The sequence below is a fragment of the Pseudomonas sp. W15Feb34 genome, assembly GCF_023127765.1.
Taxonomy (GTDB): Bacteria; Pseudomonadota; Gammaproteobacteria; order Pseudomonadales; family Pseudomonadaceae; genus Aquipseudomonas; species Aquipseudomonas synxantha_A.
Map to the genome: position 1 here is coordinate 248,877 of NZ_SPKN01000045.1, position 14,478 is coordinate 263,354.

The window sequence follows — 14,478 nt, forward strand, 5'->3', positions numbered from 1 at the left end:
ATCCGACGAAAAAGTTCTTCTGAAACAATGGCATGGCATCTTTCATGAAACCGTAGTCGGTTTGTAGAGTCCATCTCATTGCACGCTAGGCTCAATGCTCAAGCGCTACCCTCTACGACCAATGGCCGCAGTCGCCGACCCCGGTGATCCGCGTTAATATTTGTAATTATTTTGTCCATAGGGATTGGTAACTTGGCCGGATACCCCCATCCTGTCGCGCACAATCCACGAGGTGATTGATGCGCGCCAACTCGTCTGAACCACAAGACACCGTCACAGCAGAACAACCGATCACGCCGACCCGCTTGCGATGGCTGGATTTGTTGAGCAAGTATCGCCAGCCCATTGGCCTGGCCGTAACGCTGCTGCTGTTTGCAATCGCCCTGATCGCCTGCCGACACCTGCTGCTGGAACTGGACCTCTACGCACTCCACGATTCGATTCTGGAAGTGCCCAAGCCAGCCTTGCTCGGTGCGTTTGCAGCGGCAGTCGCAGGCTTCATTATCCTGCTTGGTTATGAATTTTCCGGCGCACGCTATGCCGGCGTGAAGTTACCCGCCAAGACCCTGGCCCTGGGCGGCTTCACCGCCTTTGCCATCGGCAACGCCATTGGCTTGTCGATGCTCTCGGGCGGTTCGGTGCGCTACCGTTTATATGCACGCCACGGCATCGGCGCATCGGAAGTGGCGCACATGACCGTGTTCGCCAGCCTGGCCCTGGGCTGTGCTCTGCCGCCACTGGCCGCATTGGCCACGCTGAGCAATTTGCCGGCGGCTTCGACTTACCTGCATTTACCGCAAAGCCTGCTCGGGGGGATTTCCGGCGCCGTGTTGGTGTTGTCGGCCATGCTGTGCATCGGCATCTATCGTCGTCGCCTGCCGGAACAGCCCTACCCCGATAACCTGCTGGTCAAGGCCGGGCGTCGCACCCTGCGCCTGCCGGGCCGCCGCCTGACCTTCCTGCAGTTGATCATCACCGCCCTCGACGTAGCCGCTGCCGCTGCCGTCCTTTATATGCTGTTGCCGGAAGCACCGCCCTTCGGCCCGTTCCTGCTGGTGTACCTGCTGGCACTGGCCGCCGGTGTGCTCAGCCATGTGCCGGGGGGCGTGGGTGTATTCGAAGCGATCCTGCTGGCGGCCTTCGCCGACAAACTCGGTGCCGCGCCCCTGGCTGCCGCCTTGCTGCTGTACCGGATGATCTACGTGGTATTGCCGCTGCTGATCGCCTGTGTGTTCCTGCTGGTCAACGAGGCCCAGCGCCTGTTCCAGACCCAGCAAAGCCTGCGGGTGGCGTCGGGGCTGGCAGCGCCGGTATTGGCCGTCCTGGTTTTTTTGTCCGGCGTGGTCCTGCTGTTTTCCGGCGCCACGCCAGAGATCGACTCACGCCTGGAAAACATCGGCTTCCTGATTCCCCACCGCCTGATTGACGCCTCGCACTTTGGTGCCAGCCTGATCGGCGTGTTGTGCCTGTTGCTCGCCCAGGGCCTGCGTCGACGTTTGTCGGCGGCCTGGATGCTGACCATGGTGCTGCTGCTGGTCGGCGCCCTGCTCTCGTTGCTCAAGGGCTTCGACTGGGAAGAAGCCAGCCTGATGACCATGACCGCGGTGCTGCTGGCGATCTTTCGCCGCTCGTTCTACCGCGCCAGCCGCTTGACCGAGCTGCCGTTTTCGCCGCTTTACCTGGTGGCCAGTGTCTGTGTACTCGGCGCCTCGATCTGGCTGCTGTTGTTCGCCTATCAGGATGTGCCTTACAGCCATCAACTGTGGTGGCAGTTCACCCTCGACGCCAACGCCCCCCGCGGTTTGCGCTCGTTGCTGGGCGCTGCGGTGCTGCTGGTGATCGTATCGCTGACCTGGCTGCTGCGCACGGCGCGCCCGGTCATCCACTTGCCCACCCCGGAAGAACTGGAGCGCGCCAGCAAGATCCTGATGGCCTCGTCCCAACCCGACGGCGGCCTGGCGCTGACCGGCGACAAGGCGCTGCTGTTTCACCCCAACGATGAAGCCTTCCTGATGTACGCCCGTCGCGGGCGCAGCCTGGTGGCCTTGTACGACCCGATCGGCCCGACCCAGCCGCGCGCCGAGATGATCTGGCAGTTCCGCGACCTGTGCGATATCCACCACGCAAGACCGGTGTTCTACCAGGTACGCGCCGAGAACCTGCCGTACTACATGGACATCGGCCTCACCGCGATCAAGCTGGGCGAAGAAGCCCGCGTCGACCTGAAACGCTTTGACCTGGAAGCCAAGGGCAAAGAGATGAAGGATTTGCGCTACACCTGGAACCGTGGCACCCGGGACGGCTTGTCCCTGGAAATCTTCGAACCGGGCCAGGCGCCGATGGATGAATTAAAAGTCATCTCCGATGCCTGGCTTACAGGTAAGAATGTGCGGGAAAAAGGCTTCTCCCTGGGCCGTTTCAGCGACGACTACCTCAAGCACTTTCGTATCGCGATCATTCGCTTCGAAGGGCGCCCGGTGGCCTTTGCCAACCTGCTCGAGACCTACAACCATGACCTGGCCAGTCTTGACCTGATGCGCGCCCACCCCGACGCGCCCAAGCTCACGATGGAATTCATGATGGTGGGCCTGATTCAACATTATAAGAACCACGGCTACGCCCGCTTCAGCCTCGGCATGGTGCCGCTGTCGGGCTTGCAACCGCGCCGTGGCGCACCGCTGACCCAGCGCCTGGGCTCGATGGTGTTCCGCCGTGGCGAGCAACTGTATAACTTCCAAGGTTTGCGCCGCTTCAAAGACAAGTTCCAGCCCGACTGGGAACCCCGTTACATGGCCGTGCCCGCAGGACTTGATCCGCTGGTGGCACTGGCCGATACCGCCGCCCTGATCGCGGGCGGCTTGACTGGATTGGTGAAACGCTGATGATTCGACGCTCCTGGCGGTATGTATTGGCCTTTGTAGTGCTGCTCGCGCTGGTCGTGGCGGGTGGTTTTTGGTACTGGAATCGCCCTGCCCCGCAACCGACCCTGGAGCAATTGCCCCAGGCCGATGGCTCGGTAATGACCCGCGTCACCCCCGCCAGCGCCGCCAAAGCCCGTGTGGCTGTGGCCGTGATGGCCGATGAAGCGCTGACCGACAGCCAACTGGTTGCCCTGAGCCAGGGCGGCGCGGCGCAAATCGTTCAGGTGATCCTGCCTAAGGATGACTGCAAGCTGCAGGAACAAGCGCTGCAAGGCGCCCTGGCCCAGCTCAAAGGCCCGGCGACCCTGGTCAGCGGCATCGGCCCTGGCGCTGCGCTCGCCTGGCGCTGGCTGGCCACTCAGAATGATGACAAGGCTAACGCGATCTCCGTCGGCTTTGCCCTGAAACAGGAAGGCTGCAACGACCCGCTACCCACGACCTCTGCCCACGGCAACTGGCTGGTGGCGTGGAACGACAATCCCGACGATGAAAGCGCCAGCTTCGTACGTGACACGCCGCGTGCCACCACCAGCATCAGCGACTACGACATTCATTACCCGCAAGTGCTGAACAACGAGCTGCGCAAGCAACTGGTCGGTTCGGACAACGGTGGCCTGGCGATTCCCGTGGTGGAAGTTCCTGCCGGGCAGGCCAAAGACACCGTGACCCTGTTCCTCTCCGGTGACGGCGGCTGGCGTGACCTGGACCGCGATGTGGCCGGCGAGATGGCGAAGATCGGCTACCCGGTGGTCGGCATCGACACACTGCGCTACTACTGGCAGCACAAGAGCCCGGAGCAAAGCGCCAAGGACCTCACCGAGTTGATGCAACACTATCGGCAGAAGTGGGGCACCAAGCGCTTCGTGCTGACCGGTTATTCGTTCGGCGCCGATGTACTGCCGGCCATTTACAACCGTATGCCGGAAAACGAACAGCAGCGCGTCGATGCGATCATCCTGTTGGCATTTGCGCGCACCGGCAGCTTTGAAATCGAAGTGGAAGGTTGGCTGGGCAACGCCGGCAAAGAAGCCGCCACCGGCCCGGAAATGGCCAAGCTGCCACCTGAGAAGGTCGTGTGCATCTATGGTGCAGAGGAAGTCGACGAGAGTGGCTGCACCGACAAGACCGCAGTGGGCGAAGCCATGAAGCTGCCGGGCGGGCATCACTTCGATGAGAACTACCCGGCGCTGGCCAAGCGCTTGGTGGATATTATCGTCAAGCACCAGGGCAAAACCGAGTAGCTCCAGGCTGCACACAGGACCCAATGTGGGAGGGGGCTTGCTCCCGATAGCAGGGTGTCAGTCAATGATGTATGACTGATCCACCGCTATCGGGAGCAAGCCCCCTCCCACATTTGTTTTGTATTGTCAGTAATATCTAGCGCGGTTCGATGTGGGCAATCATCAGCTGCACAGTCTCATTGCCGCGAAACTCGTTCACATCCAGCTTATAGGCCAACTCCACCCAACGCACCGTCGGGTTCGGCCACACCTCGCGGTCCACGCCGAAGGCGATGCCATCAAGCTTCACTGACCCGCATTCGCTCTTGAGCACCACCTTCAGGTGCCGCTCCCCCACTACCCGCTGCTCCACCAACTGGAACACACCGTGAAACAACGGCTCCGGAAAGTGTTGCCCCCAAGGGCCGGCATGGCGCAGGGCGCGGGCCAGCTCCAGGTGGAACTCTTCCACGGCCAAGGTGCCGTCGGAGAGCAGGCGGCCGGTGAGGTCCTCTTCACGCAGCTGCCGACGCACCTCGGCATCAAAGGCTTGCGCAAACAGCGGGAAGTTCGCCTCGGGCAGGGTCAACCCGGCGGCCATGGCGTGACCGCCGTACTTGCTGATCAGGTTGGGATGCTGGCTTGCCACAACCGCCAGCGCATCGCGGATATGAAAGCCTTGCACCGAGCGGCCAGAGCCCTTGAGCAGGCCATCGCCTGCATCGGCGAAAGCGATGGTCGGGCGGAAATAGCGCTCCTTCATGCGCGACGCGAGGATGCCGATTACCCCTTGGTGCCACTCCGGGTCGAACAGGCACAAACCGTACGGCATCGACTCCACCGGCAAGTCCTTGAGCTGGGCCAGGGCCTCGCGCTGCATGCCTTGTTCGATGGATTTACGGTCCTGGTTCATGCCGTCCAGTTGCGCAGCCATTTCCCGTGCGGCGCCAGCGTCGGTGGTGAGCAGGCATTCGATGCCCAGGCTCATGTCATCCAGGCGCCCGGCCGCGTTCAGCCGCGGGCCGAGGATAAACCCCAGATCGGTGGAGGTGATGCGAGCGTGGTCGCGCTTGGCCACTTCCAGGATCGCCTTGATGCCTGGCCGCGCCCGACCGGCACGAATGCGCTCCAGGCCTTGATGAACGAGGATGCGATTGTTGGCGTCCAGCGGCACCACGTCGGCGACGCTGCCCAACGCCACCAGATCAAGCAGTTCACCGATGTTCGGCTGGGGTTTGTTGTCATACCAACCCAGGCTGCGTAACCGCGCGCGCAGGGCCATCAACACGTAGAAGATCACGCCGACACCGGCCAGGGCCTTGCTGGGAAACGTGCAGCCCGGCTGGTTCGGATTGACGATGGCGTCGGCGGCCGGCAGTTCATCGCCGGGCAAGTGGTGGTCGGTGACCAGCACCTTCAGCCCCGCCGCTTTCGCCGCCGCCACACCTTCGACGCTGGAGATGCCGTTGTCCACGGTAATCAGCAACTGGGGCTCGCGCTGCAACGCCACCGCGACGATTTCCGGCGTCAGGCCGTAGCCGTACTCGAAACGGTTGGGCACCAGGTAATCGACATGGGCCGCCCCAAGCAAGCGCAGGCCCAGGGTACCTACGGTGCTCGCCGTGGCGCCATCGGCGTCGAAGTCACCAACGATCAGGATGCGTTGGCGCTGCTCCAGGGCGGTCACCAGCAAGTCCACCGCCGCGTCGATCCCTTTGAGCTGCTGGTAGGGAATCAACCGCGCCAGGCTCTTGTCCAGCTCAGCTTCCGATTGCACCCCGCGCGCGGCATAGAGACGGGTCAACAGCGGCGGCAATTCACCGAGAAAAGGCAGGACGGCGGGCAATGGGCGGGGATCGATACGCATGGGGTGACGGGCGCTTCTCTTCTAATACATCGGTTAAACACAGATATTGAACGCAACAAAGATCAAGTGTGGGAGCTGGCTTGCCTGCGATGGCATCCACTCGGTGTGTCTGATGTACCGAGTGGTATGCATCGCAGGCAAGCCAGCTCCCACCTTTTCAACCGCGCTCGCCAACCAGCCATTGCAGTTGCACTTCATGCTGGCCACGGTCGTCGGTCACGAAGATCGTACCTTCGCTGATCATCACATCCCACTTGATCACCCGCGGCATGTCCTTGGCCAGGGTCTCCAACACTTCCTGGGGCACGGCAGCGATGTGCACGTTCTTCAGGTTATTGGCCACCGGCACTACCTTGCCTTCCCACACACGCAGGCTGCCATAGGCCAGCAGGCTGGTGCGCTCGGTGCGGCGCGAGCACCAGGTCAGGCGATCGGCATCCGGCTGGCCGACTTCGATCCAGTGCAGGACCCGATCATCCAGGCTTTTTTCCCACAGGGCTGGTTCGTCTACATCCGACAGGCCACGCCCGAACGCCAGTTGCTCGTTGTACCAGAGGGCGTAGGCCAGCAGGCGCACGGTCATGCGTTCTTCGGTTTCCGAAGGGTGGCGGGCAATGGTCTGTTTGACACTCTCGTACACCGAACGGTCGAGGTCGGTGAGGTTGAGTTCGAACTTGTAGGTCGTGGACGGCTGGGCCATGAACGGGCTTCTAAAGACAAGGAAAGGCGGCCAGTCTAACCGATGGCGAGGTCATTCAACGAATACTGCGCTGCATCCGGGCGGCTCGCCTATGTTAAAAAGCAGGACACCATCGTCCCGCGCTTGTAAGGATCCCCATGTCGCTCAACGCCAAACCACTTGCCGGCCTGAAAGTCATCGAACTGGGCACCCTGATCGCCGGCCCGTTTGCCTCACGCATTTGCGCTGAATTCGGTGCCGAGGTGATCAAGGTCGAATCCCCGGACGGCGGCGACCCGCTGCGCAAATGGCGCAAGCTGTATGAAGGCACCTCGCTGTGGTGGTTCGTACAGGCCCGTAACAAGCAGTCGCTGACCCTCAACCTCAAGCACCCCGACGGCCTGGCAATCCTCAAAAAACTATTGGCCGACGCCGACATCCTGATCGAGAACTTCCGCCCCGGCGTGCTGGAAAAACTCGGCCTGAGCTGGGAAACCCTGCACGCTCTAAACCCCAAGCTGGTGATGGTGCGCCTCTCGGGCTTCGGCCAGACCGGGCCGATGAAGGATCAGCCAGGGTTTGGTGCCGTGGGTGAATCCATGGGCGGCTTGCGCTATATCACCGGCTTCGAAGACCGCCCGCCGGTGCGCACCGGGATCTCCATCGGCGACTCGATTGCCGCGCTGTGGGCGGTGATCGGCGCGCTGATGGCGCTGCGTCATCGCGAGGTCAACGGCGGCTTGGGCCAAGTGGTGGATGTGGCGCTGTACGAAGCCATCTTCGCCATGATGGAAAGCATGATCCCCGAGTTCGATGTGTTCGGATTTATTCGCGAGCGTACCGGCAACATCATGCCCGGCATTACACCGTCTTCGATCCACACCAGCGCCGACGGCAAGCATGTGCAGATCGGCGCCAATGGCGATGCAATCTTCAAGCGCTTTATGGCGGCCATCGGCCGTGACGACTTGGCGAACGACCCGCAATTGGCCAGCAACGATGGGCGTGACAGCCGCCGCGACGAGCTGTATGGCGTGATCGACCGCTGGGTCAACTCGCTGCCGCTGGAGCAGGTGATTGAGCAACTGAACAGGGCTGAAGTACCCGCCAGCCGTATCTACAGCGCCGAAGACATGCTGGGCGACCCGCAATTTCTGGCCCGAGAGATGTTCCTCAAGGCTCAGCTCCCGGACGGCAAGCACTTCAAGATGCCAGGCATCGTGCCCAAGCTTTCGGATACACCGGGCAGTTGTGAATGGGTGGGCCCGCAACTGGGTGAACACAACAATGTGCTGCTCAATGCCCTGGGCTACGACGCGGCGGCTATTGCGCGTCTGCGTGAGAATGGCGCGATCTGAGAATCGCGGGCAAAAAGAAACCCCGAGCAGTGGGGAGACAACTCGGGGTTAAACGTGGCCTTAACAAGGCACGCACAGCAAGCGACAAACACCGGAGCACAATGATTGCTCTTGCTGTTACGGACTCTGACTGACCGCCGCGTAGGAAGGTTCCGAAGAAAAATAATGTTTCATGCGAGTGCGCCGCCACGGGTTTGGGCAGCATTGCGCAAGGCAGCAATGACCGAGGGTTCCAGGCGCCCTTCGGCGATTTTCACGTCGCGAAGCAGGCAATCCGCGACATCCACCAGCGCACGCTTGTCGGACAATTGCGCGCGATCGACGTCGCGCTCGACCACAATCGCGCCGCCGGGATTCTTTACGGTTACCAGGCAGTCTTCCCGCACACCAGAAGTGGTCAGCGTAACCTGATAAGGGCTCAGTGCTTCACTGAGCAATAGGTGGATACTTTCCATCTCGATCACCACTCAATCATTCGAAAAAGGTTCGAAAAACAAAAATGTCACGAAGAGGCTGACATTCAAGTGACCCGTGCTCAAAGCAGAAAGTTCTACCTTTTGTGTAATCCACTGCTTGAGGAAAACGAGCATGCACGGAAAAGATGACAGAGAAAAAACACAGGCTCACACGCTAGAATCCCTGGATTACCTGGGAGCCTGCCTTGAGAGCTGCGTCTGAAACACCTTTGCGCGTCGTCATTGCCGACGATCATCCGATTTTCCTGATTGGCCTGCGCGCCGTGCTTGAGCGTGACCCGCACATCAGCATCGTCGGGGAGGCCAACTCGCCGCAGGCCCTCAATGCGTTGCTGCAAGACTGTGCCTGCGATGTGCTGGTGACCGACTTTATGATGCCTGCCGAGCCCCATGCCGACGGGTTGCGCCTGATCGACCAACTGCGCCGACACTACCCGGACCTGCCGATTGTGGTGGTCACCATGCTCAACAATGCCGGTTTGTTTCACTCGATTCTGACATTGGGCGTGATGGGCCTTTTGAGCAAGGCCAGCCTGGCCGATGAACTGCCGCAGGCGATTCGTCAGGTCCGCCAGCAACGCACCTACGTGGCCCAGACCATTCGCCAGGCGCTGAGCCTGGCCGGAGAAGTCGGTGCCGATCGCCTGCACTCCCAGGAACAGTTGTCACCCCGGGAGCTGGAGGTGATTCGCCTGTTGGCCACTGGCATGACGGTGGGCCAGATCGCCGCGCATCTGCATCGCAGCAAGCAGACCGTCAGTGCGCAAAAAGTCAGCGCCATGCGCAAACTGGGGCTGACCAATGATGCCGCCCTGTTTATTTATGTGCAGGAACACGGGCTGGCCTAGCCTGGAACGCAATCCACTGCTTGAGCGCCTCGGCCTCCATCGGCCGGGCAATGAAGCAGCCTTGCAGCCACGCCGCCCCCAGCTCACCCACAGCGTGGTAGTCGGCAGCACTTTCAACCCCGGTGACGACCACGGCGATATCCAGGCGCGCGGCCATGCTCATGGCCCCCGCCACCACCGCCGCCTTGCGATCGTCATCGGCCATTCCGCAGGCAAACGCTGGGGGGATTTTCAGTTCGGTGAAAGGCAACTCCAGCAAATGTTGCAAGCTGGTGCCACCCATGCCGAAATCCCCGATGGACAACTGGCAACCCAGCATCCGCAGGCGCAGCAAGCCAGTGAGGTGGGCACTGTCGGTTTTCAGCGTTGAGGTTTCCACCAGCTCCAGGGTGAGGCTATGGGCGGGTATGCCGTGAAGTTGCAGCAGCCCCTGCAATATCTGTGGGAAGTGTGTGCGCTCAAGCATACGTCCGGGAATGTTCACCGCCACCGGCAGCACCTGGCCGGTCTCGCCCATGACCTGGTTGGCCAGGCCAAGTGCCTGTTCCAGCACATGCCAGGTAAAGGCCTCTTCCATGCCGGCAAACTCCAACACCGGCAGGAACTCTTCGGGCAGCAGCAATTGAGCGTGCGGCAACTGCCAACGCGCCAGCGCCTCCACCCCTTGCAACACCCCGGCCTGGCTGACGATGGGTTGGTACCAGGCCCTGCCGCAGGCTGCGATAGTGGCCTGGCTGACATCCGCCGACGGTGGCAGTTGTTCTCGCGCGCTCAACCCCAGCAACTGGCGCACACGCTCCCAGGACAGCACCGCTGGCCCCGGGCGCAAGTGCCGCTGACAATCGGCCAACACCTGCCCGATCAGCGTTGCCGAAGCCGGCTTGGGCAAGCACGCCAGCACGTTGAGGCCCAATTGCCGGGCCATGTTCGCCACGCCTTCGAGCACATCGGGCTCAGCATTGCTGAGCAGAACCAGCACTTGAGCCAAACGGCGCTCGGCGAGTTCGCGGATCAACTCCAGCCCATCGCCCTGCTCCAGATACAGATCGCAGATGGCGATATCCACCGGGCCTTTGCTGTCCAGGGACTGGCGAGCCGTTTCAACATCTTCAGCAGTTAGTACATTAAACACGCCATTGGCATTGAGCATCTGGTGCAGTGCCATCAGCTGAAACGGGTTGTCTTCGAGGATCAGGACATTGAGAGAGCGCATGGGTCATGGAGTCGGTACTGGGAAAAGTCCTTCACAGTAGCCATAAGACGCGAAGCGTCCCATAGGACGTGTCCGAAACAAGTCACCCTGTAGGAGCGAGCTTGCTCGCGAAAAACGTTAACGATAATGGGTGCTTCCTGAATAAACGCGGCGCCTGTGAGGTTTTCGCGAGCAAGCTCGCTCCTACAATGGAGCTGGCCTCTTCCCACATTTGGAACGAGGCGTATCAGCCGTCAGTCCAGATAAGGCTGCAGATCGCGACGAAACACCTTCAACACCTCAGACAACCTCAACCACGGCTCCTCAAGCTCAGCCCCACGCTGCTCCCGCGCGCATTGCTCAAGCACCACACAAGCCTTGGCCAACGGCAGCGCATCCACCAGCGAACAAATACCCTTGAGCCGATGCAGCGCCGCATTCAAGCGCGCCACATCACGCTCGGCCAATGCGCTGGCCAATACCTCATGCTCGTGGTCCAGGCTTTTTGCCAGTTCTTGCAACATGCTATGCAGCACAGGCCCGTCAGCCTGGGTCATGGTACGCAGGGCCTGGATATCAAACGAACGCTGCGGCGCCACCCGCGCCAGCACGCGCGTCCAATCCTCCAGAGTCACCGGTTTGACCAGCAGCTCATCCATACCCGCGTCCTCGCAGCGTCTTTGTTCATCTTTCATCGCGTTCGCCGTGCAACCGATCAACGCACAACGGGGCCGTTGTTCTTCGGTTTCGATACGCCGGACCGCCTCGCTCAAGGCATAGCCGGACATACCCGGCATCTGGCAATCGGTCACCAGCACGTCGAAACGCTGCTCACGCCAACGCTGCAACGCGGCCTCGGCCGAATCCAGAGCAATCACCTGATGCCCCAGGAACTGCAACTGCTGCGCCAGCACCAAGCGGTTGGCCGCCAAATCATCCACCACCAGCACCGACAGGCTACGCCCCGCTGGGGGCAACGCTGGCGCTGGCGTGGCCGGCACATCGTCGGTGCTGACCCGATCAAGGCGCAGGTCGATGCACACCTCGGTGCCCTCACCCACCACGCTTGCCAAGTGAATGCGACCGCCCATCAACTCCACCAATTGCTTGCAGATACTCAGGCCCAGCCCGGTGCCGCCATGTTCCGCCGCGGTCAATGCGCTCACTTGGGTAAACGGCTTGAACAACCTTGGCTGCTGTTCGGCGCTGATCCCCGGGCCGCTGTCTTCGACGCACAGGTGCAGGTATTCGGTATCAGACTCATCCCGCTGGCAGGTGACGCTGAGCCGCACCCCGCCCTGCTCGGTAAACTTCAGCGCATTACCCAGCAGGTTGTGCATCACTTGGCGTAAACGCAGCGGATCGAACCAGTAATAGCCCTTGGCCGCAGGATCAAACGCCAGGGTCAAATGCAGGCCCTTTTTTTGCGCCGTGGCTTCGAACAGACGCTGGATGCCTTCGAAAAAACCCTTCAACTCGGTGGTTTGCGGAACCAGTTGCAGGTGACCGGCCTCGATCTTGGCCAGGTCCAGGCTGTCGCCCATCAGCGCGATCAGCTCGCGCGCCGAACGATGGGCCACCTGTAATGCTTCAGAGACGGGCTGGCCGCTTGCCAGGCAGCGTTCCTTCTCCAGCTCGAGCAAACCGATGATGGCGGTCATGGGTGTGCGAATTTCATGACTTAGCGCAGAAAGAAATGCACTTTTGGCGTAGTTCGCTTCGTCGGCAGCCTGGCGGGCATCCATCAGTTGGTGCTCCAGGTCTTTGCGTTCGTTGATATCGATCCAGCCGCCCAGCAGCCCCTGCAAGCGGCCCTGGGCATCGAAGAACGGAACCGTCCACTGGTAAACGTGAAAGCTGCCGCCGTTGAACTCCAGCTCGCGATCGACAAACAACGACTGTTGCGTGGCCAGTTGTTCCATATGGCCGGCGTGCAGGCGCGCCGCCGTGGCCTCGGGCATTACCCCGCTTTCCATCAGCGTCAGCCCCTGAATCAGCTCAAGCCGGGTCGCCAGTTGCTGTTCATAGCTTTTGTTGCAGGTCACCAGCCGCCCGGCCAGGTCGCGCACAAACAGCGGGTTGGGCATGCCGTCGAGCAACGCGCGTTTGAACGCCAATTGGTCATTGAGCCGCTGCTCGGCCTCCAGCCGCTGGCGAATCTGACGCTTGAGCCGGCTGTTCCACACCAGCGATACCAGCACAAACAGCAGCGCCGTGACCACCATCCAATACGCCCAGGGCGGCACCCGTTGCCAGGCCGGTAGGGGGATCGCCACAGCGCCGATCCAGCGCAGGCGCAGTGCGCTCAACTCGGCCACCGGCAAGGCTTCCAGGGCCTTGTTCAGGATACTCAGCAGCTCAGGCTGGTCCTTGCGTACCGACAAGCAATTGGATGACCACTTGCCGTCGACACTGCGGCCAATACGCAAGCCTTCCTGGGAGTAACTCTGGACCTCCACCTCAGTCTGCAACGTGGCAGCGGCCTCGCCCCGTTGCACCAGTTCGCGGGCCTGGGCGTAATTGTCCACCAGGCGCAGCTTGATCTGCGGGTGCATCTGGCGGATGTAACTCTCCAGCACATGGCGCGCCGGCAGCGCCAGGACCTTGCCTTCCAACTGCTTCAACCCAGTCAGCGGCGTGGCATCGGCGCGTTCGACGAACACCCAGCCGGAGCCGCCAAAGCCATGACTGAAGTCGAGCAGCGCCCTGCGCTCCTGATTCGACGCCAGGGTGGTGTTCATCTGCGCCCTGCCGGTTTCCAGCCATTCCAGGGTTTGCGCGGTGGAGTGCACCTCTTCGAAGACAAACTGCAAACCGGTCATGCGCGAAATGCGGTGCAGCAGGTCGACATTCAAACCCACCCAGTGACCGTCCTTGTCCTTGAATATGTAAGGTGACATCTGCTGCGCCACCACCACGACATGGGGATGCTGCAACAGCCAGGTGCGCTCCGAGGCCGACAATTCAACGCGCTCACCCCTGAAGCCGACGCCGAGCCCTGTGGTCCAGCGGCCCAGGATCTCCCGCTGCACCGACTCGTCAATGCTCGCCAAGGCGCGGTTCATCATCGCCCCCAGCAATGGGTCGGCCTGGCGGGTGGCGAAAGCAAAGCCGATGGGCGCCAGCCGGCTTTGTTCCTTGATCTGCAACCCCAGGTAAGGCCGCAGCGATTTGTAGGCCCGCACAATCACTTCATTGCCGATAAACGCATCGGCATCACCTTGCTTGAGCGCCTCCAGGCCGCTGTAGAGGTTGGGCGCGAGCATGATGTGGCTATCGGGGTAGGCCGCCTGCACGTTGTGCACATTGGCGTAGCCATCGAGCAATACGACTTTCTTGCCCGCCAGGTCGTCCTCTTGAAGCTCATCGCGACGCAGCACCACCACTGACCGATCGGGCATGTAGTCCTGGGTGAACTGCAAGCCGGGCACATCGCGCTCATAGCCGTTGGCGCTGGTCAGGATATCGATGGATCCACTGCGCAGCGCCTCGACCGCCTGGGCCCGCTCGGCAAAGCCCAGCACCTGCATCGGCACCTGCAAGCGCGCGCCGACCAGGCTCAGGTAATCGGCACTGATACCCTGGTAGCGGTTGCGGTCGCGGGTGATATCGATCGGCTGATAGTCATCAATGGAAATACCCACCTTCAACGTCCGATGCGTCGCCAGCCACTGCTGCTCTGCGGGCGCCAGGGGCAAAGGCTCAAGCGGGATAAACGCCGGCACCAGCTTGAAAGGCAGGCTGACGGCCGCCAGGCTTACCGGTAGTTGGGTAAGCCACAGCATGCACATCAGCCGCACTGTCCATTGAATCAAAACCTGCACCGATTTGGCTTCCTTGATTGGGCGAAGGAACAAGTATGGCTCGCCAAAATAAAAAAGCCCGTCACGAGGACGGGCTTGGCCGACTGCAAAAAA

General features: G+C 61.3%; 9 protein-coding genes. 4 read left to right on the forward strand and 5 right to left on the reverse strand.

What is annotated here, in order from left to right:
* Window positions 1-239 precede the first annotated feature (239 nt).
* Both mprF and E4O97_RS22995 read left to right on the forward strand, forming a co-directional pair.
* On the forward strand, window positions 240-2,882 hold the full coding sequence (mprF, locus tag E4O97_RS22990; protein WP_005791060.1) for a bifunctional lysylphosphatidylglycerol flippase/synthetase MprF: 2,643 nt from the start codon (window positions 240-242) through the stop codon (window positions 2,880-2,882).
* Complete coding sequence (locus tag E4O97_RS22995; protein WP_078822228.1) at window positions 2,882-4,162, forward strand: AcvB/VirJ family lysyl-phosphatidylglycerol hydrolase; 1,281 nt, start codon at window positions 2,882-2,884, stop codon at window positions 4,160-4,162. The genes mprF and E4O97_RS22995 overlap by 1 nt, the downstream gene beginning before the upstream one ends.
* A 136-nt stretch (window positions 4,163-4,298) precedes the next feature.
* Here E4O97_RS22995 and recJ read toward each other — a convergent pair whose 3' ends face one another.
* Both recJ and E4O97_RS23005 read right to left on the reverse strand, forming a co-directional pair.
* Window positions 4,299-6,008: a single-stranded-DNA-specific exonuclease RecJ gene (recJ, locus tag E4O97_RS23000; protein WP_005791065.1), complete on the reverse strand. Its 1,710-nt coding sequence runs from the start codon at window positions 6,006-6,008 to the stop codon at window positions 4,299-4,301.
* A gap of 157 nt (window positions 6,009-6,165) precedes the next feature.
* Window positions 6,166-6,708 carry a YaeQ family protein gene (locus E4O97_RS23005; protein WP_003193952.1) on the reverse strand — a complete coding sequence of 181 codons (543 nt, stop codon included), beginning with the start codon at window positions 6,706-6,708 and terminating at the stop codon, window positions 6,166-6,168.
* A gap of 137 nt (window positions 6,709-6,845) precedes the next feature.
* Here E4O97_RS23005 and E4O97_RS23010 point away from each other — a divergent pair, with 137 nt between their 5' ends.
* Window positions 6,846-8,045: a CaiB/BaiF CoA-transferase family protein gene (locus tag E4O97_RS23010; protein ID WP_248162332.1), complete on the forward strand. Its 1,200-nt coding sequence runs from the start codon at window positions 6,846-6,848 to the stop codon at window positions 8,043-8,045.
* A gap of 170 nt (window positions 8,046-8,215) precedes the next feature.
* On the opposite strand, the gene E4O97_RS23015 is transcribed toward E4O97_RS23010, so the two are convergent.
* Entirely contained in the window at window positions 8,216-8,500 is a 285-nt protein-coding gene (locus E4O97_RS23015) for a DUF3509 domain-containing protein (protein WP_032803962.1), read from the reverse strand.
* Window positions 8,501-8,706: 206 nt separating this feature from the next.
* On the opposite strand from E4O97_RS23015, the gene E4O97_RS23020 reads away from it, so the two are divergent.
* A complete protein-coding gene (locus E4O97_RS23020) occupies window positions 8,707-9,369 on the forward strand; it encodes a response regulator transcription factor (protein ID WP_078822230.1) in 663 nt (220 codons plus the stop codon).
* Here the strand turns inward: E4O97_RS23020 and E4O97_RS23025 are convergent.
* Entirely contained in the window at window positions 9,338-10,582 is a 1,245-nt protein-coding gene (locus tag E4O97_RS23025) for an EAL domain-containing response regulator (protein ID WP_248162333.1), read from the reverse strand. The genes E4O97_RS23020 and E4O97_RS23025 overlap by 32 nt on opposite strands.
* A 233-nt stretch (window positions 10,583-10,815) precedes the next feature.
* Window positions 10,816-14,385: a transporter substrate-binding domain-containing protein gene (locus E4O97_RS23030; protein WP_248162334.1), complete on the reverse strand. Its 3,570-nt coding sequence runs from the start codon at window positions 14,383-14,385 to the stop codon at window positions 10,816-10,818.
* Window positions 14,386-14,478 lie beyond the last annotated feature (93 nt).

Coding starts and splice junctions, on each gene's coding strand:
- mprF (WP_005791060.1), top strand. CDS start 240: ATGCGCGCCAACTCGTCTGAACCACAAGACACCGTCACAGCAGAACAA.
- E4O97_RS22995 (WP_078822228.1), top strand. CDS start 2,882: ATGATTCGACGCTCCTGGCGGTATGTATTGGCCTTTGTAGTGCTGCTC.
- recJ (WP_005791065.1), bottom strand. CDS start 6,008: ATGCGTATCGATCCCCGCCCATTGCCCGCCGTCCTGCCTTTTCTCGGT.
- E4O97_RS23005 (WP_003193952.1), bottom strand. CDS start 6,708: ATGGCCCAGCCGTCCACGACCTACAAGTTCGAACTCAACCTCACCGAC.
- E4O97_RS23010 (WP_248162332.1), top strand. CDS start 6,846: ATGTCGCTCAACGCCAAACCACTTGCCGGCCTGAAAGTCATCGAACTG.
- E4O97_RS23015 (WP_032803962.1), bottom strand. CDS start 8,500: ATGGAAAGTATCCACCTATTGCTCAGTGAAGCACTGAGCCCTTATCAG.
- E4O97_RS23025 (WP_248162333.1), bottom strand. CDS start 10,582: ATGCGCTCTCTCAATGTCCTGATCCTCGAAGACAACCCGTTTCAGCTG.